The organism is Streptomyces sp. NRRL S-337 (assembly GCF_000720175.1).
Taxonomy (GTDB): domain Bacteria; phylum Actinomycetota; class Actinomycetes; order Streptomycetales; family Streptomycetaceae; genus Streptomyces; species Streptomyces siderophoricus.
The window spans coordinates 55,793-75,594 of sequence record NZ_JOIX01000013.1 but is presented as its reverse complement, the minus strand read 5'-3'; the positions used below and the strand labels follow the sequence as shown (position 1 = coordinate 75,594).

General features: G+C 73.1%; 14 protein-coding genes. 8 read left to right on the top strand and 6 right to left on the bottom strand.

Going from position 1 to position 19,802, the window contains the following annotated elements:
- The first annotated feature begins 17 nt into the window (after window positions 1–17).
- Window positions 18–890, top strand: a complete 873-nt coding sequence (gene mca, locus IG62_RS0112255) for a mycothiol conjugate amidase Mca (RefSeq protein WP_030800951.1) — start codon at window positions 18–20, stop codon at window positions 888–890.
- A 4-nt stretch (window positions 891–894) separates the two neighbouring features.
- A complete protein-coding gene (locus IG62_RS0112250; RefSeq protein WP_030800950.1) occupies window positions 895–1,146 on the top strand; it encodes a hypothetical protein in 252 nt (83 codons plus the stop codon).
- A gap of 473 nt (window positions 1,147–1,619) precedes the next feature.
- On the opposite strand, the gene IG62_RS0112245 is transcribed toward IG62_RS0112250, so the two are convergent.
- A complete protein-coding gene (locus IG62_RS0112245; RefSeq protein WP_030800947.1) occupies window positions 1,620–4,934 on the bottom strand; it encodes a tetratricopeptide repeat protein in 3,315 nt (1,104 codons plus the stop codon).
- Window positions 4,935–5,079: 145 nt separating this feature from the next.
- On the opposite strand from IG62_RS0112245, the gene IG62_RS0112240 reads away from it, so the two are divergent.
- From IG62_RS0112240 to IG62_RS0112225, 4 genes are all read left to right on the top strand, one after another.
- Complete coding sequence (locus IG62_RS0112240; RefSeq protein ID WP_030800945.1) at window positions 5,080–7,125, top strand: thioredoxin domain-containing protein; 2,046 nt, start codon at window positions 5,080–5,082, stop codon at window positions 7,123–7,125.
- Window positions 7,126–7,260: 135 nt separating this feature from the next.
- Window positions 7,261–8,271 (top strand): MDR family NADP-dependent oxidoreductase, encoded by a 1,011-nt coding sequence (locus IG62_RS0112235; RefSeq protein ID WP_030800942.1) that lies wholly within the window; start codon window positions 7,261–7,263, stop codon window positions 8,269–8,271.
- Between the two features lie 84 nt (window positions 8,272–8,355).
- A complete protein-coding gene (locus tag IG62_RS0112230; protein WP_030800940.1) occupies window positions 8,356–9,726 on the top strand; it encodes an amidase in 1,371 nt (456 codons plus the stop codon).
- A gap of 89 nt (window positions 9,727–9,815) precedes the next feature.
- Window positions 9,816–10,244: a MerR family transcriptional regulator gene (locus IG62_RS0112225; RefSeq protein ID WP_030800939.1), complete on the top strand. Its 429-nt coding sequence runs from the start codon at window positions 9,816–9,818 to the stop codon at window positions 10,242–10,244.
- Here the strand turns inward: IG62_RS0112225 and IG62_RS0112220 are convergent.
- Window positions 10,234–10,902 carry a TetR/AcrR family transcriptional regulator gene (locus tag IG62_RS0112220; protein WP_037838215.1) on the bottom strand — a complete coding sequence of 223 codons (669 nt, stop codon included), beginning with the start codon at window positions 10,900–10,902 and terminating at the stop codon, window positions 10,234–10,236. The genes IG62_RS0112225 and IG62_RS0112220 overlap by 11 nt on opposite strands.
- A 209-nt stretch (window positions 10,903–11,111) precedes the next feature.
- Window positions 11,112–11,828 carry a PAQR family membrane homeostasis protein TrhA gene (trhA, locus tag IG62_RS0112215; RefSeq protein ID WP_030800936.1) on the bottom strand — a complete coding sequence of 239 codons (717 nt, stop codon included), beginning with the start codon at window positions 11,826–11,828 and terminating at the stop codon, window positions 11,112–11,114.
- A gap of 238 nt (window positions 11,829–12,066) precedes the next feature.
- Between trhA and IG62_RS0112210 the strand changes: the two genes are divergently transcribed.
- The gene (locus tag IG62_RS0112210; protein WP_030800934.1) at window positions 12,067–13,896 is read left to right on the top strand and encodes a phosphoenolpyruvate carboxykinase (GTP); all 1,830 of its coding nucleotides are present in this window, start codon (window positions 12,067–12,069) and stop codon (window positions 13,894–13,896) included.
- Window positions 13,897–14,049: 153 nt separating this feature from the next.
- Here the strand turns inward: IG62_RS0112210 and IG62_RS0112205 are convergent, their stop codons facing one another.
- Complete coding sequence (locus tag IG62_RS0112205; RefSeq protein WP_030800931.1) at window positions 14,050–14,511, bottom strand: hypothetical protein; 462 nt, start codon at window positions 14,509–14,511, stop codon at window positions 14,050–14,052.
- Window positions 14,512–14,596: 85 nt separating this feature from the next.
- Entirely contained in the window at window positions 14,597–15,808 is a 1,212-nt protein-coding gene (locus IG62_RS0112200) for a pyridoxal phosphate-dependent aminotransferase (RefSeq protein ID WP_030800930.1), read from the bottom strand.
- Between the two features lie 210 nt (window positions 15,809–16,018).
- Here IG62_RS0112200 and IG62_RS0112195 point away from each other — a divergent pair, with 210 nt between their 5' ends.
- Window positions 16,019–18,148: a P-loop NTPase fold protein gene (locus IG62_RS0112195; RefSeq protein WP_037838200.1), complete on the top strand. Its 2,130-nt coding sequence runs from the start codon at window positions 16,019–16,021 to the stop codon at window positions 18,146–18,148.
- Here IG62_RS0112195 and IG62_RS0112190 read toward each other — a convergent pair.
- Complete coding sequence (locus IG62_RS0112190; RefSeq protein WP_030800928.1) at window positions 18,145–19,767, bottom strand: N-acyl-D-amino-acid deacylase family protein; 1,623 nt, start codon at window positions 19,765–19,767, stop codon at window positions 18,145–18,147. The genes IG62_RS0112195 and IG62_RS0112190 overlap by 4 nt on opposite strands.
- Window positions 19,768–19,802: the final 35 nt, after the last annotated feature.

Below are 19,802 nucleotides of genomic sequence, written 5' to 3'. Positions count from 1 at the left end.
TAACTGAGGATCGAGTCTTGACTGAGCAGCTGCGTTTGATGGCGGTGCACGCCCACCCCGACGACGAGTCGAGCAAGGGTGCGGCCACCATGGCCAAGTACGTGTCCGAGGGGGTGGACGTGCTGGTCGCCACCTGCACGGGCGGTGAGCGAGGCTCCATCCTCAACCCCAAGCTCCAGGGAGACCCGTACATCGAGGAGCACATCCACGAGGTGCGCAGGAAGGAGATGGACGAGGCCCGGGAGATCCTCGGCGTCAAGCAGGAGTGGCTGGGATTCGTCGACTCCGGGCTGCCCGAGGGCGATCCCCTGCCGCCGCTTCCCGAGGGCTGCTTCGCCCTGCAGGACGTCGACGAGGCGGCCGGGCGGCTGGTCAAGCTGATCCGGGACTTCAAGCCGCAGGTCATCACGACCTACGACGAGAACGGCGGCTACCCGCACCCGGACCACATCATGACCCACAAGATCACGATGGTGGCCTTCGAAGCGGCCGGCGACCCGGAGAAGTACCCGGAGGCCGGTGAGCCCTGGCAGCCGCAGAAGCTCTACTACAACCAGGGCTTCAACAAGCCGCGCACCATCGCGCTGCACGAGGCGCTGCTGGCCCGCGGCATGGAGTCGCCGTACGGGGAGTGGCTGGAGCGCTGGAAGCAGTTCGAGCGCCGCGAGCGCACGCTGACCACGTACATCCCGTGCGACGAGTTCTTCGAGATCCGCGACAAGGCGCTGATCGCACACGCCACCCAGATCGACCCCGACGGCGGGTGGTTCCGGGTGCCGATGGACATCCAGCGCGAGGTCTGGCCGACGGAGGAGTACGAGCTCGCGAGGTCGCTCGTGGACACTTCCCTCCCCGAGGACGACCTCTTCGCGGGCATCCGCAACAATTGACCCCATGATGAGCGCGACCAGCACCCTCGCCCTGACGCACTTCGTCACCCTTGCCGACAGCTTCGACAAGGACAAGGTGACCCCCGGCGTCCTCGGCTTCATCGTCTTCGCGGTCATCGGCGGCGCCGTGTGGCTGCTGATGAAGTCCATGAACAAGCAGATGAAGAAGGTCAACTTCGAGGAGCAGCCGGAGGAGGGCGAGGCGGGCGCCGCCGCCTCCGCCACCCCGTCCGCCGCGAAGCCGAAGACCGGCTGAGGACGCCCGAAGGCCGGGCGCGGTCGACGGCTGGTCTCCTGGCAGCGACCGGCTGACCGCCCCGGCGGCTCGCCGGCCCAAGCGGCCGGCGAGCCGTTGCGTGCGGCGACGGGCTGTCGCGTGCGGCGACGGGCTGTTGTGCCCGGCGTCGAGCTGTCGCATGCGGTGTCGAGCTGTTGTGGCCGGCCCGTCGAGCTGTTGTGCGTGCCCGCCGTGAGCCGATCTGTCGCGGGCCGGTCTGCCGCGGGCCGTCCCGCCGCGGGCCGGTTCGGTACGGCGGTGAGTCGTCTGCGTACGGGTGGGGGCGGGTGTCACGTACGCGGTGTCTGGCCGGGCCGCCCGGTGGGTGCTCGCGGGCGGCTCCTGAAGGCCGGGGCCGGGCCCTGCCGGGAACGCCGGTGGGCGTGCGCTCCCCGCGGGTGCCGTCAGTTCCCGACCGCCCCGGTCCCCGATCGCCTCGGTCGCCGGCCTTCTCAGTCCCCGACCGCCGGAGTGGCCAGGACGCCCATGACCTCGCGGGCGTGGCGGTCCGGGACCATGCCGAGCCGCCAGGCCTGCCAGCCCGTCTCCGGCTCCACGCCGCGCTCCAGCAGCAGGGCGAACGCCTCCGCGCAGTCCTCCAGCTTCGCGTCGCGGGTCGGGTGCTTGTCCCGTATGAGCCCGGCCAGCTCCTCCTGCGCGACGGCCGTGCCCACCACCGATCCGCCCGCCGAGGCGAACGGCAGCAGCGTGCAGCGCAGGAAGCGCGCCCAGTCCTCGCCGCGCCGGTCGCCGTAGCCCGCGAAGGTCCCGGCCGCCTCGTCGGCCAGCTCCAGCGCCTGGGCCGCCCGCCCGTTGCCGGCGTCGATGATCACCAGCTCCAGGCAGGACCACGCCTCCCCGTGCGGCACCCCGATCCGCGCGAAGTCCTTGCGGGCGTCCTGCAGCAACTGCCGGGCGAAGCCGCTGTTGCGCAGCGAACCGGTCTGCTCGGCCCGCAGATCGCGGGTGACCCGCCCGGAGTGGTGCCGGGCGCAGGCCAGGCCGTAGCCGTCCTGCATCCGGGAGAACATCGTCCGCGAGCGCTCCAACTGCCGCAGTGCCGCGTCCCGCTCGCCGCGCTCCTCCAGCGCCTGGCCGAGGTAGTACATCGTCCACGCCTCACCACGGGCGTCCTCGTGCTGGTGGTGCAGCGGCAGCGCCTGCCGCAGCTGGTCGGCCGCCGGCCCCGGCTCGCCGGCCACCAGCCGGGCCCGGGCCAGCTGGGTCATCGCCCAGGCCGCGCCGCGCTCGTCCTGGGTACGGCCGTACAGCTCCAGCGCCGCGTGCAGCGCCTGCTCGGCCCGCGGAACCTCGCCCGTGCTCAGATACACCTGGCCGAGCTGGAAGTGCGCCCACGCCTGACCGTGCAGGCTCTCGCTCTCCTCGTGCAGCTCCAGGGACTCGCGCAGCATGGCGAGGGCCTCGGCGAGCTGCGCACGGTCCCGCTCCACGGCCGCCAGGGCGTGTAGCGTCCAGGCCCGGTCGCCGTGCATGTCCGGACCGGACTGCAACTCCAGCGCCTCCCGGAGCTTGACCGCGGCCTCTTGGAGATTGCCCTGCTGCTGGAGGGTGATGCCCAGATCGCGCAACGCCCGTGCGGCGCCCGCCGGATGCTGCGCCTCGAAGTAGAGATCGACTACTGATGACAGGGTCGTCCGCGCCTTGTCCAGCTCGCCGAGCTGGCGGGCCGCCACACCGGTGCGCCACTGCACCGAGCGGACCAGCAGGCCCTGGCCGACGGCCCGGGTGAGCTCGCTCAGCTCCCCGAGGCGGTAGAGGTCACCGCGCAGCAGGCAGTAGTCGGCCAGGGCGCCCAGCAGGTGCGAGACCGCGGCCTGGTCGACGTCCTGGTCGGCGTGGCGCAGCGCGGCCGTGATGAAGCTGGACTCGTCGTCCAGCCACTGCAGGGCCGCGTCCAGGGACGTGAAGCCGTGCGAACCGAAGCGGTCGGCGCGGGTCGAGGTACGGCCGTCGACCAGCCGGATGACCGAGTCGGCGAGCTCCGCATAGCCGCGGATCAGCCGCTCCTGGGCCGCGCCGCGCTCGCCGGGCTCCTCCTCGTCCACCAGCCGGGCGTGCGCGAAGGCGTGCACCAGGGTGTGCAGGCGGTACCGCTCGCCGCGGACGTGCTCGATGAGGCCGGCCCGGGCCAGGGCCGTCAGCTGCCGTTCGGCCTCGGCGTTCGCCACGCCGAGCAGCGCCGCGGCGGCCGCCGCCCCCAGGCTGGCCCGGCCCACCAGCGCCAGCCGGCGCAGCAGCCGCCGGGCCGGATCGGGGCGGTCGGCGTAGCCCAGCGCCAGCGCCCGGTCCACCGGCGGGGCCGGGGGACCGGCCGCCAGGACGGCGGCCAGCTCGGCGGGGGTGCGCGAGCCGAGCGAGGAGCCCGCCACCCGCAGCGCCAGCGGCAGACCGCCGCACAGCCGGGAGATCTCGTCGAGCGCCCGGGCGTCGTACGGCTCCGCCGGGGCGTCCGCCGGCCGGGCCCGGGAATCCGGCGCGCCCGCCGTCCCCTCGCCGGCCGCCGCGGCGGCGCGCAGCAGCTCCTCGGTGCCCGCGGCGTCCAGCGGCCCCACCGGGAGGTGGTGCACCCACGCCTCCAGGTCCTCGGGCAGCTTCAACGGCTCCCGGGACGTCACCAGCACCAGGCTGTCGGACCGCTCCGGCACCAGCGTGCGCACCTGCTCCGGGTCCGCGGCGTCGTCCAGCAGGACCGTCACCGGCAGGCCCGTCAGATGCTGGTGGTACAGCTCGGTGAGCCGCTTGACGTGCTGCTCCTGGGAGGGGCGCTCGCGGAACAGCAGCTGCTCGCGCGGCGCGCCGAGACGGTTGAGCAGATGCAGCAGCGCGTCCCGGGTCGGCAGCGGCACCTCGCCCGGGGTGTCGCCGCGCAGATCGACCACACAGGCGCCGCGGAACTGGTCGCGCAGCTGATGGGTGGCCCGCACCGCCAGCGCCGTACGCCCCGACCCCGGCTCGCCGTGCAGCACCACCACGGTCGGCCGGGTCTCCGTGGACGCGCGGGCCGCGTGCACCCACTGCGCGATCCGGGTCAGCTCGGCCCGCCGGCCGGCGAAGGGGCCGTCCGATTGCGGAAGTTGGGAGAACGAGTGCTCCAGTACGGACCGCTGCCGGGCGGCCGCGCTCCGGTCGGCGCCGCGCAGCTGCGGCCCCCGGGTGGTCTTCGCGGTCGCCGCCTTGTCCTTCGTCCCGCCGTTCCGGGCCGCCGCCGCCAGCATCCGCTGCTGGTCCAGGAACGGCCGGATGCCCCGCACCTCCAGCGCCGTCAGCCACTGCAGCCGCAGCTGCTCCGCACCGCCGGGCTGTCCCCGCCGCCCCGCCTCACGGTGCGCGGCCGGCCAGTGGCCCGCGGTCAGCTTCAGGACCGTCGCCGCCGCGCCCGCCACCAGCACCGCGGCCCCGACCCCCAGCGCCGCGCCGCCGCCCGTGCCGTACGCGAGGTCCGTGCCGAACGCCGCCACCGCCGCGACGGCCGTCGCGACCGCGGGCGTGGCCAGCTCCTTCGGCGCCAGCCGCCGCCCCAGCGACGGCCGGCCGGCGGCCGCCTCGTCCAGCGCCCGGACATAGGCGGTGTACTCCTCGGCGGCGCTGCCCGCCACACCGTCCAGCGCCGCCCGTGCCCTGCCGAGCAGCGCCGCCCCGTCCAGCCGCCCGCCCGAGCGGCGCACCTCCTCCTCGACGGCCCTGGTCAACAGGGCCTCCGCGTCCGCGCGATGGTCCTCGCGCAGCGCAGCCAGTGAGACCGGCATGACGTCCCCCTCCGCAGTTACCGCAGTCTCCGGCGGTGATCTTCGCCGTACGAACAGTGTTCCGCCTCCGCGCGGATTCCGGCAGGCTTGTGGATAACTCCCTTCGCTCCCGCCCCGGCGGGCCCCGGTGGGAGAGGATGGACTCATGCCGAACCGCCTGGCCCATGAGACTTCCCCGTATCTGCTCCAGCACGCCGACAACCCCGTCGACTGGTGGCCGTGGTCCGCCGAGGCGTTCGACGAGGCCCGCCGGCGCGGTGTACCGGTGCTGCTCAGCGTCGGCTACAGCTCCTGCCACTGGTGTCACGTCATGGCCCACGAGAGCTTCGAGGACGCGGACACCGCCGCGCTGCTCAACGAGCACTTCGTCGCGGTCAAGGTCGACCGCGAGGAGCGGCCGGACGTGGACGCCGTGTACATGGAGGCCGTGCAGGCCGCCACCGGCCAGGGCGGCTGGCCGATGACCGTGTTCCTCACCCCCGACGCCGAGCCGTTCTACTTCGGTACCTACTTCCCGCCCGAGCCGCGACACGGCATGCCGTCGTTCGGTCAGATCCTCGAAGGGGTGCGTGCCGCCTGGGCCGACCGCCGGGACGAGGTCGGCGAGGTCGCCGGGCGGATCGTGGCCGACCTGGCCGGCCGTTCGCTGACCGAGTCGCTGCCCGCCGACCGGCGCCCGCCCCGGCCCGAGGAGCTGCACGCCGCCCTGATGGGCCTGACCCGCGACTTCGACGCGGTGCACGGCGGATTCGGCGGAGCGCCCAAGTTCCCGGCGTCCATGGTGCTGGAATTCCTGCTGCGCCACCACGCCCGGACCGGTTCGGCGGGGGCCCTGGAGATGGTGCAGGCGACCTGCGCGGCGATGGCCCGCGGCGGCATCTACGACCAGCTCGGCGGTGGTTTCGCGCGCTACGCGGTGGACGCCACCTGGACCGTGCCGCACTTCGAGAAGATGCTCTACGACAACGCCCTGCTGTGCCGGACCTACGCGCACCTGTGGCGGGCCACCGGCTCGGACCTGGCCCGCCGGATCGCCGTGGAGACCGCCGACTTCATGGTCCGCGAACTCCGCACCGACCAGGGCGGCTTCGCCTCGGCCCTGGACGCCGACAGCGACGACGGCACCGGCCGGCACGTCGAGGGCGCCTACTACGTATGGACGCCGGAGCAGCTGCGTGCCGTACTGGGGGAGAAGGACGCGGAGTTCGCCGCCAGGTACTTCGGCGTCACCGAGGAGGGCACCTTCGAGGAGGGCGCCTCGGTGCTCCAACTCCCCGACGCGGACGGACCGGTCGACGCCGAACGGGTGGTGTCCGTCAGGCAGCGGCTGCTGGCGGCGCGTGACCAGCGGCCGCGCCCCGGCCGGGACGACAAGGTCGTCGCCGCCTGGAACGGCCTGGCCATCGCCGCACTCGCCGAGACCGGCGCCTACTTCGACCGCCCCGATCTCGTCCAGGCCGCCACCGACGCCGCCGACCTGCTGGTCCGCGTCCACATGGACTGGCACGCCCGGCTGCACCGCACCTCCCGCGACGGGGCGCCCGGGGCCAACTCCGGCGTCCTGGAGGACTACGCCGACGTCGCCGAGGGCTTCCTCGCCCTCGCCTCGGTCACCGGCGAAGGCGTCTGGGTGGACTTCGCGGGGCTCCTGCTGGACACCGTGCTGCTCCAGTTCACCACCGAGGACGGCGCCCTCTACGACACCGCAGCCGACGCCGAGTCGCTGATCCGCCGCCCCCAGGACCCCACCGACAACGCGTCGCCCTCCGGGTGGACCGCGGCGGCCGGTGCGCTCCTCTCCTACGGGGCGCTGACCGGCAGCGACCTCCACCGGAGCGCCGCGGAACGCGCCCTGGGCATCGTCACCGCGCTCGGTGGCCGGGCCCCGCGCTTCATCGGCTGGGGACTCGCGGTCGCCGAGGCGGCGCTGGACGGGCCGCGGGAGATCGCGGTCCTCGGCCCGCAGGAGGATCCGGCCACCGCCGCCCTGCACCGCGCCGCGCTGCTCGGCCCGGCACCGGGCGCGGTCCTCGCGGTGGGCACACCCGGGACCGAGGAGGCCGACGCGGTGCCGCTCCTCAAGGACCGCCCACTGGTCGACGGCCGACCCGCCGCCTACGTGTGCCGCCACTTCACCTGCGAGCGGCCCACCACGGACCCGGAGGAGCTGGCGGAGCGCCTCCGGGGGTGACGCCGTGAGCCGGGGCCGCCCAGGGGCGGCCCCGGGGCCCGGTCGTTCGGCTCACGTCGTGGGACCACCGTCCCAAGTCCTAGGACCAATGACCGGTTTGACCTTGACGTGCGCGTCAAGTTTTAGCCTCGGGTCATGACGAACCGCACATACCGTGAAGTCCGCCTGGCCGCCCGCCCCACGGGGCCGGTCACCGACGACCTCTTCGAGATCGTGGAGGTGCCGGTCCCCGAACCCGGGCCCGGCCAGGTACTGGTCCGCAACACCCATATGGGCCTCGGCGCCGTGATGCGCAGCCTGATGGACGAGCACAACGACGTGCCCATCCCCTCCTACGAGGTCGGGGCACCGCTGCACGGCCATGCCATCGGGGAGGTCGTGGCCGCCCCCGGTACCGGCCTCAACCCCGGTGACCTGGTGGAACACCAACTCGGCTGGCGTGAGTACGCGCTGCTCGACGCGGACGCGGCGACCCGCCTCGACCCGGATCTGATGCCCGACCCCGCCGCGTACCTCTCCCAGGGCTCCACCGCCCTGATGGGCATCGAGCGCGGCGCCGAAGTGCGCCCCGGCGACACCGTGTTCGTCACCGGAGCGGCCGGCGGCGTCGGTACCCTGGCCGGCCAGGTCGCCCGCCAGTTCGGTGCGACCCGGGTCATCGGCAGCACCGGGTCACGGCAGAAGGCCGACCGCCTGATCAAGGAACTGGGCTATGACGCCGTGGTCATCCGCGGCGCGGGCCCCATCGAGGAGCAGCTGCGCGAGGCGGCCCCGGACGGTATCGACGCGGTCTTCGACAACGTCGGCGGCGAGCAGCTGGAGGCCGCCCTCGCCCTCGCCAACCGCAACGCCCGGGTCGCCATCGTGGGCGCACTGGCCAGCCAGCTCTCCCAGGACGGCACGACCGCCGTCAAGGTGGCGGTCGACAGCCTCTCGCTGCTCATCCGGAGCATCACCCTGCGCGGCATCGCCCTGTACAACCACCTGGACCTGATCCCCCAGTGGAACCGGCGGTTCGCCGCGGGTCTCCGGGACGGCACCCTCACCTTCCCGCACGCCCGGCTGCAGGGCATCGGACAGGCACCGCGGGCGCTGCGCGAGCTCACGGAGGGACGCCATCTGGGCGCGGTCGTCGTGGAGTTGTGAGGCCGGGCAGCGGTCCGGGCGCGGGCCGTCGCCGCAGCCGTCGCCCAACCGGCCGTTGTCAGCGGCCGGTTGTAGCCTGCAGGCGTGACGACCTTGCTGGGGCACCGGCCCCTTGTCCAGGAGGCCGCGGCGCTGCGGTCCGGCGCGGACGACCCCGTCGACGCGGTGCGGCGCACCTGCGACCGCATCGACGCCGTCGATCCGCGGGTGCGGGCCTTCGTGCCCGAGGAGGGGCGGCGTACGCGGCTCCTGGAGGCGGCCCGGGAGCTGGCGGCGGCCGGCCCGCCGGACCCCGCCGGGCGGCCCGCGCTCTACGGCGTACCGGTCGGCGTCAAGGACATCGTGCGGGCGGACGGCCTGCCCACCCGCGCCGGATCGGCCCTGCCGCCCGAGGTGCTGGCCGGCGCGCAGGCCGTCGTGGTGGACCGGCTGCGCGCGGCCGGCGCCCTGGTGGCGGGCAAGACCGTCACCGCGGAGTTCGCCGTGACGGCGCCCGGCCCGACCCGTAACCCGCACAACACCGCCCATACGCCAGGGGGTTCCAGCAGCGGTTCGGCGGCCGCGGTCGCGGCCGGCATGGTGCCGCTGGCCATCGGGACGCAGACCGTCGGCTCGATGATCCGGCCCGCCGCCTTCTGCGGCGTGGTCGGCTTCAAGCCCACCTACGGGCGGATACCGCTCGACGGCGTGATCCCCAACGCCCTCAGCTTCGACACCCTGGGGTGGTACGCCACGGACGTGGCAGGTGTCGCCCTCGCCGCCTCGGTGCTGCTCGACGGCTGGCGCGGCGGGCGCGGCGGCCCGGGACGTCCGGAGCCGGACCCGCGCCCGGGCCAGGCCTCGTGCCCGGTGCTGGGCGTGCCGGTGGGCCCCTATCTGGAGCGGGCCGGCGAGGAGGCGCTGCGCGCCTTCGAGGAGCAGCGCGGGCTGCTGAGCGCCGCCGGGTACGAGGTCCGCGAGGTCCCGGTGATGGACGATTTCGACGCGGTCGTGGAGCAGTTGTTCACGATGAACCGCTATGAGGTCGCCCGGGCCCACGCCGACTGGTTCGCGCGCTTCGGCGACCGCTACCGCGAGCAGACCACGGCGGCCATCCGGCAGGGCCAGGCGATCGGGGACGCCGCTTACGAAGCGGCCCGGACGCGGCGGGCCGCGTTCCGCGCGGAGCTCGCCGCGGCGTCCGCCGGGGCCGGCACCGACCTGTGGCTCGCCCCGGCGGCCACCGGCCCGGCCCCCGCCGACCTCACCACCACCGGCACGTCGATCATGTGCCTGCCCTGGAGCAACGCCGGTCTGCCGTCCCTCAGCCTGCCCGCCGGACGGGCCGCCGACGGGCTGCCGCTGGGGCTCCAACTCGTCGCCGCCGAAGGTGCGGACGAGGCCCTGCTGGACGCGGCCACCGGGATCGAACGCGTGCTGAACGGGGCGGGTGGCGAGGGGGCGAGCGGGCGCTGAACGGCGGGGCGGGGGACCACAAGGGGGCGGAGGGCCGGGGGAGCCCGCGGGACGAGAGCCAACCGGCCGTCCCGCCACGGGAGACGCCGATGCGGATCGGGGACGCCGCGGCGGCCGCCGGGATGACGCCGCGGGCGCTGCGCTACTACGAGCAGCAGGGCCTGGTGACGGCCCGGCGGACCCCCTCCGGGCACCGGGTCTACGACGCCGAGGACATCCGCCGGCTCCGGGCGGTCCGCGAACTGCGGGAAGCCGGGCTGACGGTGGGCGACGTACGGGCCTTCGCGCATCTGCTGCGCACCGTGCCGCCCGAGGGCGTGCCCGCGCTGATCCCCAAGGACCCGCGCGCGGAGCGGTGTGGGACGGCCGAAGCGGTGGCCCGGCGCCGGCTCGCCGACCTGGACGACCGTATCGAGCGGCTCTCCCAACTACGGGCGCGGCTCGCGGCACGCCTGGGCGAGCCGGTGGACGGTCCCGGCTCCGCGCCGCCGCCGGAGGCCCCCGCCGCTACGGCGTGAGCCCGCGCGCCAGCACGTCCATCGTCTGGTGGATCAGCCGCACCAGCTCCTCCAGACCGGGAGCCCGGTCCTCCCCGGGTGTTCGGCCTTCCCCGGACGCCCCGCTCCCCGCCACCCAGGCCAGCATCGCCTCCTGGAGGGCGGCCAGGACGGCCGCGCTGATGACCCGTAGTTCCAGGTCGTCGGCCGGGCGGCCGGTGCGCTCGGCCAGGACGGCGCTGATCGTGGCGGTGTCCCGGGCGGTGTGCTCCGCCGTACGGCCGCGGATGGCGGGCACTTCGCGGACCAGCCGGATGCGCTGCACGAGGTCGGTGCGGTCCTCCGGGGACAGGTGGTGCAGCGCCTCGATGGTGACCTGGCGGACCGACTCGACGATCGGCTCGTCCGCCGGCCGGGACCTCAGCCCGGTGGCCAGCACGGTGTCGTACTCGGCGGTGAGCACGAGGTCTTCCTTGGTGGGGAAGTAGCGGAAGACCGTGCTCGGCGAGACGTCGGCGGCCTCGGCGATCCGGTCGACGGGGGTCGCGTCGTAGCCCTGCTCCGCGAAGAGCCGGTACGCGGCCCGCCGGATCGCCTGCCGGGTCTTGATCTTCTTCCGTTCCCGCAGCCCGGGCTTCGGCGTTCCGGTGCGGGTGGCGGCGGTGCGTGCGGAGACCATGCACAGCATTCTCGGGCACCGGCCGCGGCGCGGGCCACGGCCGGGACCGGGTCCGCACCGCGGCCGAGCCGCCGCCGTTGTCAGTGGCGTCTGTCACTCTGTGAAGCGAGGCGGTCCACGGAGCGTGAGTCGAGAGCTGGCTGAGCTCCGTGAACGGCGGGTGCTGCGTGGGGTGCCGGTGTCTCGGGCGTGCGTGTCAGGCGTGGGTGTCAGGCGTGCGTGTACGCCACCAGCGAGATGCCGACGTAGTGGACGACGAAGGCGGCGAGCGTGAGGGAGTGGAAGACCTCGTGGAAGCCGAACCAGCGGGGGGAGGGGTTGGGGCGCTTGATGCCGTAGATGATGCCGCCGGCGCTGTAGAGCAGACCGCCGACGACGACGAGCACGAGGACGGCGACCCCGCCGGTGCGCAGGAAATCGGGGAGGAAGAAGACGGCGGCCCAGCCCATGGCGATGTAGCAGGGGGTGTACAGCCAGCGGGGCGCGCCGACCCAGAAGACGCGGAAGATGATTCCGGCGAGCGCGGCCGCCCAGATCGCCCAGAGGAGCACCTGCCCGCGTGATCCGGGCACGAGCAGCATGGTGAAGGGGGTGTACGTGCCGGCGATGATCAGGAAGATGTTGGCGTGATCGAGGCGGCGCAGTACGCGGTCGGCGCGCGGGCCCCAATTGCCGCGGTGGTAAAGGGCGCTGACGCCGAAGAGCAGGCAGGCGGTCAGGGTGTAGATGGCGCAGGCCAGGCGGCCGCGGGGGCTGTCGGCGAGCGCGGTGAGGAACACGCCGGAGAGCAGGACGGCGGGGAACATCCCGGCATGCAGCCAGCCACGGAGTTTGGGCTTGAGCGGTTCGGTCGCGGCGGAGACCGCCGCGATCGCGGGGGACGCGGTTGCGGGCCGGTTCTCGGCGGCGTCGGGCGCGGAAGTCATGGCGCAATGCTAGCTACGCGACCGTAGGTTACCGGTTCGTCCACGAGTGGTGACGGTCACGAAGGCGCCCTCTGGACAGATCGGTATTCGGGTCGGATGATCAAATGAGTGCGGACGGCACCGGATGAGCGGTCACGAAGCATCCGGGTCGCGGCCCCCAAGGGGCAACAACCAAAAGAAGCGGATTTTCCCGGCACACCGGGCATATATCCGTCCACACCCTCATCTAGGAGCGATCGTGGCGCGCGACAACGCGGCTCCCACCGTCCCGACCCGTCACCAGGGCCTCATCGCCTGGGTCGACGAAATTGCAGCGATCACCCAGCCCGAGCGGGTCGTCTGGTGTGACGGCTCGGAGGCGGAGTACGAGCGTCTGTGTGAGGAGCTCGTCGACAAGGGCACGTTCAAGAAGCTCGACCCGATCAAGCGCCCCAACTCGTACTACGCCGCCTCCGACCCCTCGGACGTGGCCCGCGTCGAGGACCGCACCTTCATCTGCTCCGAGAAGGAGGCGGACGCCGGCCCGACCAACCACTGGAAGGCCCCCGCCGAGATGCGGGAGATCTTCACCGGCGCGGGCGGTGAGGGCGGCATCTTCCGCGGCTCGATGAGGGGCCGGACGATGTACGTCGTTCCGTTCTGCATGGGCCCGCTGGGCTCGCCGCTGTCCGCCCTCGGTGTGGAGATCACCGACTCCGCGTACGTCGCGGTCTCCATGCGCACCATGACGCGCATGGGACAGCCGGTGCTCGACGAGCTCGGCGAGGACGGCTTCTTCGTCAAGGCGGTGCACACCCTCGGCGCCCCGCTGGCGGAGGGCGAGGCCGACGTTCCGTGGCCGTGCAACTCCACCAAGTACATCTCGCACTTCCCCGAGGCCCGCGAGATCTGGTCCTACGGTTCCGGCTACGGCGGCAACGCCCTGCTCGGCAAGAAGTGCTACGCGCTGCGCATCGCGTCGGTGATGGCCCGCGACGAGGGCTGGCTGGCCGAGCACATGCTGATCCTCAAGCTGACCCCGCCGCAGGGTGAGCCGAAGTACGTGGCCGCCGCCTTCCCGTCCGCCTGCGGCAAGACCAACCTCGCCATGCTGGAGCCCACGATCTCCGGCTGGACGGTCGAGACCATCGGCGACGACATCGCCTGGATGCGCTTCGGCGAGGACGGCCGCCTGTACGCGATCAACCCCGAGGCCGGCTTCTTCGGCGTCGCGCCCGGCACCGGCGAGCACACCAACGCCAACGCCATGAAGACCCTGTGGGGCAACTCCGTCTTCACCAACGTGGCGCTGACGGACGACGGCGATGTGTGGTGGGAGGGCATGACGCAGGAGTCCCCGGCCCACCTGACGGACTGGAAGGGCCGCGACTGGACCCCGGACTCCGCCGAGCCCGCCGCGCACCCCAACGCCCGCTTCACCACCCCCGCCTCGCAGTGCCCGATCATCGCGCCGGAGTGGGAGGACCCCAAGGGCGTGCCGATCTCGGCGATCCTCTTCGGCGGCCGGCGCGCCAGCGCGGTGCCGCTCGTGACCGAGTCCTTCGACTGGAACCACGGCGTCTTCCTCGGTGCCAACGTGGCCTCCGAGAAGACCGCCGCCGCCGAGGGCAAGGTCGGCGAGCTGCGCCGCGACCCGTTCGCGATGCTGCCGTTCTGCGGCTACAACATGGGCGACTACATGGGCCACTGGGTCGACGTCGCCAAGGACAAGGACCAGTCCAAGCTGCCGAAGATCTACTACGTCAACTGGTTCCGCAAGAACGACGAGGGCAAGTTCGTCTGGCCGGGCTTCGGTGAGAACGCCCGCGTCCTGAAGTGGATCGTGGAGCGGCTGGAGGGCAAGGCCGAGGGCGTCGAGACCCCGATCGGCGTGCTGCCGGCCAAGGGCTCGCTGGACACGAACGGCCTGGACCTGTCCGAGTCCGACCTCGACTTCCTGCTCACCGTTGACAAGGACGTGTGGCGCGAGGAGGCGGCGCTGGTCCCCGAGCACCTCAACACCTTCGGTGACCACACGCCGAAGGAGCTGTGGGACGAATACCGCGCGCTGGTGAAGCGGCTCGGCTGACCGTCGCCGCTGCCGCCGGGCATCCGGCATGGGCCCCGCACCGATGGTGCGGGGCCCATGCCTTGTTCGAACGGGCGGAGGCCGTAGCGGGGCGGCCGTGAAGTGGGTCGGGGTCGATGGGCCGGTGGAGTGAACCGGCCGCCTCACGCCGGCTCAGGTCCTGGCGAGGTCGCGCACCGGCTCCGAGTGGGCCTCCATGCGCTCGGCCGCCAGGGCGATGACCGTGGTGTCACCCCGGGACGTGGCGACCGCCAGGGCGTTGCCCGCCAGGGTGCGGGCGCGCTGCTGGAGTGCCGCGGCGCGGGACGGGCTGCCGGCGTCCGAGGGTTCGGCGCGCAGCGGGTAGTGGCCGCCGCTCAGCCGCGCGACCTGCTCGGCGATGCGCTCGGCGGCGTCGGCCAGCGCGGCGGCGTCCAGGGCCGGCCCGGTGCCGGGGGCGCCGGCAGGGCGGGCGTCGGGGCGCCGCGCCAGGGCGTGCAGCTCGTCGGTGACGGTGAGCAGTGCGGTCAGCTGTCCGGCGAGCCGGATGTCCAGCTCCTCCTCGCGGGAGCGGTGCGGGAACTCCGGGGCGGCGGCCATGGTGTGGACCGACTTGGTGCGGATCGGTTCGTACATGGGACGGCCTCCTGAAAAAAGTCCAGGAAGCCATCCTAGCTTAGACGCTGTCTAAAGTTGTGGGTCGTATAGAAGTCGGCCCGGCTCAGTACTGTCCGTAACCGTCGAGGAAGGTGCCGATCCGGGTCACCGCGTCCGCCAGGTCGTCCTTGCTGGGCAGGGTGACCAGCCGGAAGTGATCCGGCTCGGGCCAGTTGAAGCCGGTGCCGTGCACGATCATGATCTTCTCGGCGCGCAGCAGGTCCAGCACCATCTGCCGGTCGTCCTTGATCTTGTACACCTTGGGGTCCAGCCGCGGGAAGGCGTACAGCGCGCCCTTCGGCTTCACGCAGCTGACCCCCGGGATCTGCGTCAGCAGCTCGTGCGCGGTGTCGCGCTGCTCCAGCAGCCGGCCGCCGGGCAGCACCAGATCGTTGATCGACTGCCGGCCGCCGAGCGCCGTGGCGACCGCGTGCTGGGCCGGCATGTTGGCGCACAGCCGCATGTTGGCGAGGATCGTCAGCCCCTCGATGTACGAGGAGGCGTGCGCCTTCGGGCCGCACACCGCCAGCCAGCCGCTGCGGTAGCCGGCGACCCGGTACGCCTTGGACAGGCCGTTGAAGGTCAGCGTCAGCAGGTCCGGGGCGAGCGCGGCGAACGGGGTGTGGGTGACCCCGTCGAAGAGGATCTTGTCGTAGATCTCGTCGGCGCAGACGATCAGGTTGTGCCGCCGGGCGATCTCCGCGATGCCCTGGAGCAGCGCGTCGTCGTACACGGCGCCCGTGGGGTTGTTGGGGTTGATGACGACGATGGCCTTGGTGCGGTCGGTGACCCTCCGCTCGATGTCGGCCAGGTCCGGCATCCAGTCGGCTTGCTCGTCGCAGCGGTAGTGCACGGCGGTGCCGCCGGACAGGGAGACCGACGCGGTCCACAGCGGGTAGTCCGGGGCCGGCACCAGCACCTCGTCGCCGTCGTCCAGCAGCGCCTGCATCGACATCTGGATCAGCTCGGAGACGCCGTTGCCCAGGTAGATGTCGTCGACGGAGAGCTCGATGCCCTTGGTCTGGTAGTGCTGCATCACCGCGCGGCGGGCGGACAGCAGGCCCTTCGCGTCGCCGTAGCCGTGCGCCGTCCCGACCGTGCGGAGGATGTCCTCCAGGATCTCGGGCGGGCACTCGAAGCCGAACGCCGCCGGGTTGCCGGTGTTCAGCTTGAGGATGCGGTGACCCGCCGCCTCCAGCCGCATGGCCTCCTCGAGCACCGGGCCACGGATTTCGTAGCAGACGTTGGCGAGCTTCGTTGACTGGATCACCTGCATGTCCGCCACCTTACGGGCGTGTTTCGCCGCCCGCCCGGTGTTTTTCCCCACGTTGATCAGCCCAGGGTGTGTGTTTCCTCACGCGCCGTGATGGCCGGAGGGTGGACGCCGCTCCCGACCCGGCCGGCCGACAGGGTAGGCCGGCCGGGTCGCTGCTGATTTCGCGGCGGGGTGCGCGGGGGCACGGCCGCCCCGGTACGCTCCGGGCGCATGCCCACCTCGGCTCCGTTACCTCCCGCCGCGCCCGTCCCCGCCGCGCCCGCACCCTCAGCCCTGACCGCGCCTTTGCCGCACGGGCCGTTCGCACTGCTCAACGACGAGCCGGTGGCCGAGTCCGGCGCGGATCTGCTCGGCGCCGGACGCGCCGCCCGCCAGCTCGCCGGCCTGCTCGTCGCCTCCCGCGCGTCCACCCCCTTCACCCTCGCCGTCGACGCCGGCTGGGGCATGGGCAAGAGCAGCCTGATGCGGCTGGTCGACGCGGACCTGGCGCTCGCCCCCGATGTCCACACGGTCTGGTACAACGCCTGGACCTCGACCGGCGCCGACGCGCTGGAGGGGCTGATCAAGTCCGTCCTGATGCGCTTCGACCGGCGGGTGCTGCGCCGCGGCCTGGCGCGGGTCAGCGAGCGGCGCGCCCTGCTGCGGGCGGCCCGGGCGCTGACCACGGTCGTCGCCGGGCCGCTCGGGGTGGCCGGTCTCGTCGACGAGCTGTGGAAGAGCCTCTCGGTCGACTCCCAGGCGCGCAACGAGATGCGCGGGGCGATCGGCGAGCTGGTGCAGGAGTGGTCACAGAACACCGAGAACCGGCCGCGCCGGCTCCTGGTGGTCTTCATCGACGACCTCGACCGCTGCTCGGAGGAGACGGTGCTCGCGGTCTGCGAGGCGGTGAAGGTCTATCTGGACGTGCCGGGGCTGGCCTTCATGATCGGCTGCGACCGGTCGGCGCTGGGGCCCAACGGGCTGCTGCGTGACCTGTCGCCGGCCGGCTCGGCGTTCATGGAGAAGATCTTCCAGACCAGTTACCGGATCCCGGCCCCCGACAACCACGGGGTCAAGGACTACATCCGGTGGTGCGCCCGGACCGCGGGCATCGAGCCGCTGCTCGACGACGCCCTGGTGGATCTGCTGGTCCAGCGCTCGGACCGCAACCCGCGCCGGATCAAGCGCCTGGTCAACGGCTTCGTCCTGGAAGCGACCCTGAACCCGGTCTGGCGGGACTTCGGCCCCGACGCGGTGGTCAGGACGCTGCTGCTGCAGTACTTCTATCCCGACTTCTACCGGATGATGACCGGCCCGTCCGGCACGGTGGACGGCGATGTGGTGGCCGAGTTCCGCACCTACCGCGAGGTGCGGCGCACGCTGCTGGCCTCGGCCGCGGCCCCGCCCCCGGACCACCAACTCACGCGGGTACGGACCTTCCTCTCCTCGTACGACCTGCTGGCGCCGGACCCGCTCGGAGGGTCGGGTGAGGCGGTGCTGACCGCGCTGGAGCGTCAACTCCCCACGGAATTCCCCGCGTTGGTGGTCAACCCGGCGTTCACCTCGCTGGTCGACGAGCTGACCGCCCGCCCGGACGCGGACCGGCTGCTGCAACGGCTGCGCGAGGGCCCGCAGGGAGCGGGCGGCGAGCCGACCCGGATGTCCCGGGAGTGGGCGCCCATGTGGCAGAGCCTGCCGGACGGCCGCGCGGACGGCTACGCCACCGGGTTCGGCCCGCCGCTGGCCTGGCCGGGCGAGGACCCGTACGCGGGGGTGGGCGGCTACGGGCAGCAGCAGGCATACGGGGTGCCGCCGCAGCCGGCACCGGCGGCCCGGCAGCAGCCCGCCTCCCCGTACGGGCAGTCCGGGTACCCGGTGCCGGGGCCGCAGGGCGGCTACCCGCAGCCGGTGCAGGAGCCCGCGTATCCGCCGCAGACGCAGCAGGGCGGGTATCCGCAGCAGGGCCGCGGGTACCAGGCACCGCCGCTGGACGCCCTGTGGGTCGACGACCAGCCGGACCGCAAGGCCGTGGTGCGCACGGTGCTGGAGGGGCTCGGGGTGCAGGTGAGGCATGTGGAGAACAGCGCCGACGCCGTTCAGGCCGTCCGGACCCGCACCCCCGACCTGCTGATCTCCGACATCAGCAGGGGGCGGGACCACACCGAGGGCTTCGCCATGGTGGACCGCCTCAAGGAGGACGGGCAGTACGACGGACCGGTGGTCTTCTTCACCATCCGCCGGTCCCCGGAGCGCGAGGAACGAGCCGCGGCCCTCGGCGCCTCGCTCACCAACAACGCCCAGGAGCTGACCGACCTCGTGCTGGCCGCCCTCCGGGAGCGGGGCCGGTCCGAGGCGCCTTAAGGGGTGCCGCGCCGCACCGCCCGTCCCGCGAGGACGTCCGTCCGGCGGCCGTCCTCGATGACGAAGCGGCCGTCGATCAGGACGTGCGGGATGCCGACGGGCAGCGCGCGCGGGGCCTCGAACGTCGAGCCCGCCGCCACCGTGTCCGGGTCGAAGAGGACCAGGTCGGCGCGGTGTCCCTCGCGGATCAGCCCGCGGTCGGGCAGCCGCAGCCGGGCCGCCGGTCGGCCCGTCAGATGGGCCACGCACTCCTCCAGGGACAGCACGCCCAGTTCGCGGACGTAGTGGCCGAGGTAGTGCGGGAAGGTGCCGTACGCGCGCGGGTGCGGCTTGTCGCCCTGGAGGATGCCGTCGCTGCCGCCGGTGTGCACCGGGTGCTTCATGATCGCGCGGACGTTCTCCTCGTGGCCGACGTGCTGGAGGATCGTCGGGCCGAGACGGTCGTCGAGGAGGAGGGCGCGGGCGGTGGCCCAGGGGGTCTCGCCGCGTGCGGCGGCGGCCTGCGCGACCGTCTTGCCGACGCAGGGGGCGAGGGCGGGGTCGGCGACGCCGGAGATCTCGATGGTGTCCCAGGCGATCGGTACGCCGTGGCAGCCGTCGGAGCCGAGCTCCTCGATGTGGTGGCGGATGCGTTCGGCGGTCCCGTCGTCGCGGAGCCGGGCGAGGGTGGCATCCGGGCCGCCCTCATTGGCCCAACTGGGCAGCATCGCCACGAGAGTGGTGGAGCCGGGGGTGTACGGATAGGTGTCGAGGCTGATGTCCGCGCCCGCGGCGATCGCGTCGTCGAGGAGGGCGAGGAGGTCGGCGGCCCGGCCCTGGTTCACCCCGAAGTTCATGGTGGTGTGGGCGAGGTGGAGGGCGCAGCCGGCGGTGCGCGTGAGGTCGACCATCTCCTGGTACGCGGCCAGGGCGCCCGCCCCGTAACTGCGGTGGTGGGGACAGTAGTAGCCGTCGTACGCGGCCACCACCCGGCACAGTTCGGTGAGTTCGGCGTCCTTGGCGTACATGCCGGGGGTGTAGGTGAGGCCGGACGACATGCCGACGGCGCCCTGTTCCAGGCCTGAAGCGACCAGGCGCTTCATGTGGTCGAGCTCGGCCGGGGTCGGGTCCCGGTCGTCCCAGCCGACCGCGTACATCCGGACCGTGCCCTGCGGGACGAGGTAGGCGGCGTTGACCGCGATGCCCTCTCCGTTGAAGCCGCGGTCCAGGCGGTCGAGGTAGCCGCCGACCGTCCGCCAGTCGAAGTCGAGGGAGGTGTCCCCGGGGCCGCCGCCGTTCCAGCCGGTGATGGCCTGGCGGACCTGGGCGAGGGTGCGGTCGTCGACCGGCGCGTACGACAGGCCGTCCTGGCCGAGGACTTCGAGAGTGACGCCCTGGGCGGTCTTGGCCTCGTGCGCCGGGTCGCGCAGCAGCGCCAGGTCGCTGTGGGCGTGCATGTCGATGAAGCCGGGGGAGAGGGCGAGGCCGCCGGCGTCCAGGGTGCGGCGGGCGGCGGGGCGGCGGCCGGTGCCCTCGCGCACGACGGCGGTGATCCGGCCGCCGTCGAGCGCGACATCCGCCCGGTAGGAGGCGCCGCCGGTGCCGTCGAGGACGCGTACGTCGCGGATGACCAGGTCCATGGCGGGTCCTCTTGGGGAGGGCGGAAGGGGAGAAG

Excerpts from the sequence above, each read along its gene's own strand:
- IG62_RS0112235 (WP_030800942.1), top strand. The coding sequence starts at position 7,261 with ATGACGAACCGCACATACCGTGAAGTCCGCCTGGCCGCCCGCCCCACG.
- IG62_RS0112190 (WP_030800928.1), bottom strand. The coding sequence starts at position 19,767 with ATGGACCTGGTCATCCGCGACGTACGCGTCCTCGACGGCACCGGCGGC.
- trhA (WP_030800936.1), bottom strand. The coding sequence starts at position 11,828 with ATGACTTCCGCGCCCGACGCCGCCGAGAACCGGCCCGCAACCGCGTCC.
- IG62_RS0112205 (WP_030800931.1), bottom strand. The coding sequence starts at position 14,511 with ATGTACGAACCGATCCGCACCAAGTCGGTCCACACCATGGCCGCCGCC.
- IG62_RS0112245 (WP_030800947.1), bottom strand. The coding sequence starts at position 4,934 with ATGCCGGTCTCACTGGCTGCGCTGCGCGAGGACCATCGCGCGGACGCG.
- IG62_RS0112225 (WP_030800939.1), top strand. The coding sequence starts at position 9,816 with ATGCGGATCGGGGACGCCGCGGCGGCCGCCGGGATGACGCCGCGGGCG.
- IG62_RS0112240 (WP_030800945.1), top strand. The coding sequence starts at position 5,080 with ATGCCGAACCGCCTGGCCCATGAGACTTCCCCGTATCTGCTCCAGCAC.
- IG62_RS0112195 (WP_037838200.1), top strand. The coding sequence starts at position 16,019 with ATGCCCACCTCGGCTCCGTTACCTCCCGCCGCGCCCGTCCCCGCCGCG.
- IG62_RS0112220 (WP_037838215.1), bottom strand. The coding sequence starts at position 10,902 with ATGGTCTCCGCACGCACCGCCGCCACCCGCACCGGAACGCCGAAGCCC.
- IG62_RS0112200 (WP_030800930.1), bottom strand. The coding sequence starts at position 15,808 with ATGCAGGTGATCCAGTCAACGAAGCTCGCCAACGTCTGCTACGAAATC.
- IG62_RS0112250 (WP_030800950.1), top strand. The coding sequence starts at position 895 with ATGATGAGCGCGACCAGCACCCTCGCCCTGACGCACTTCGTCACCCTT.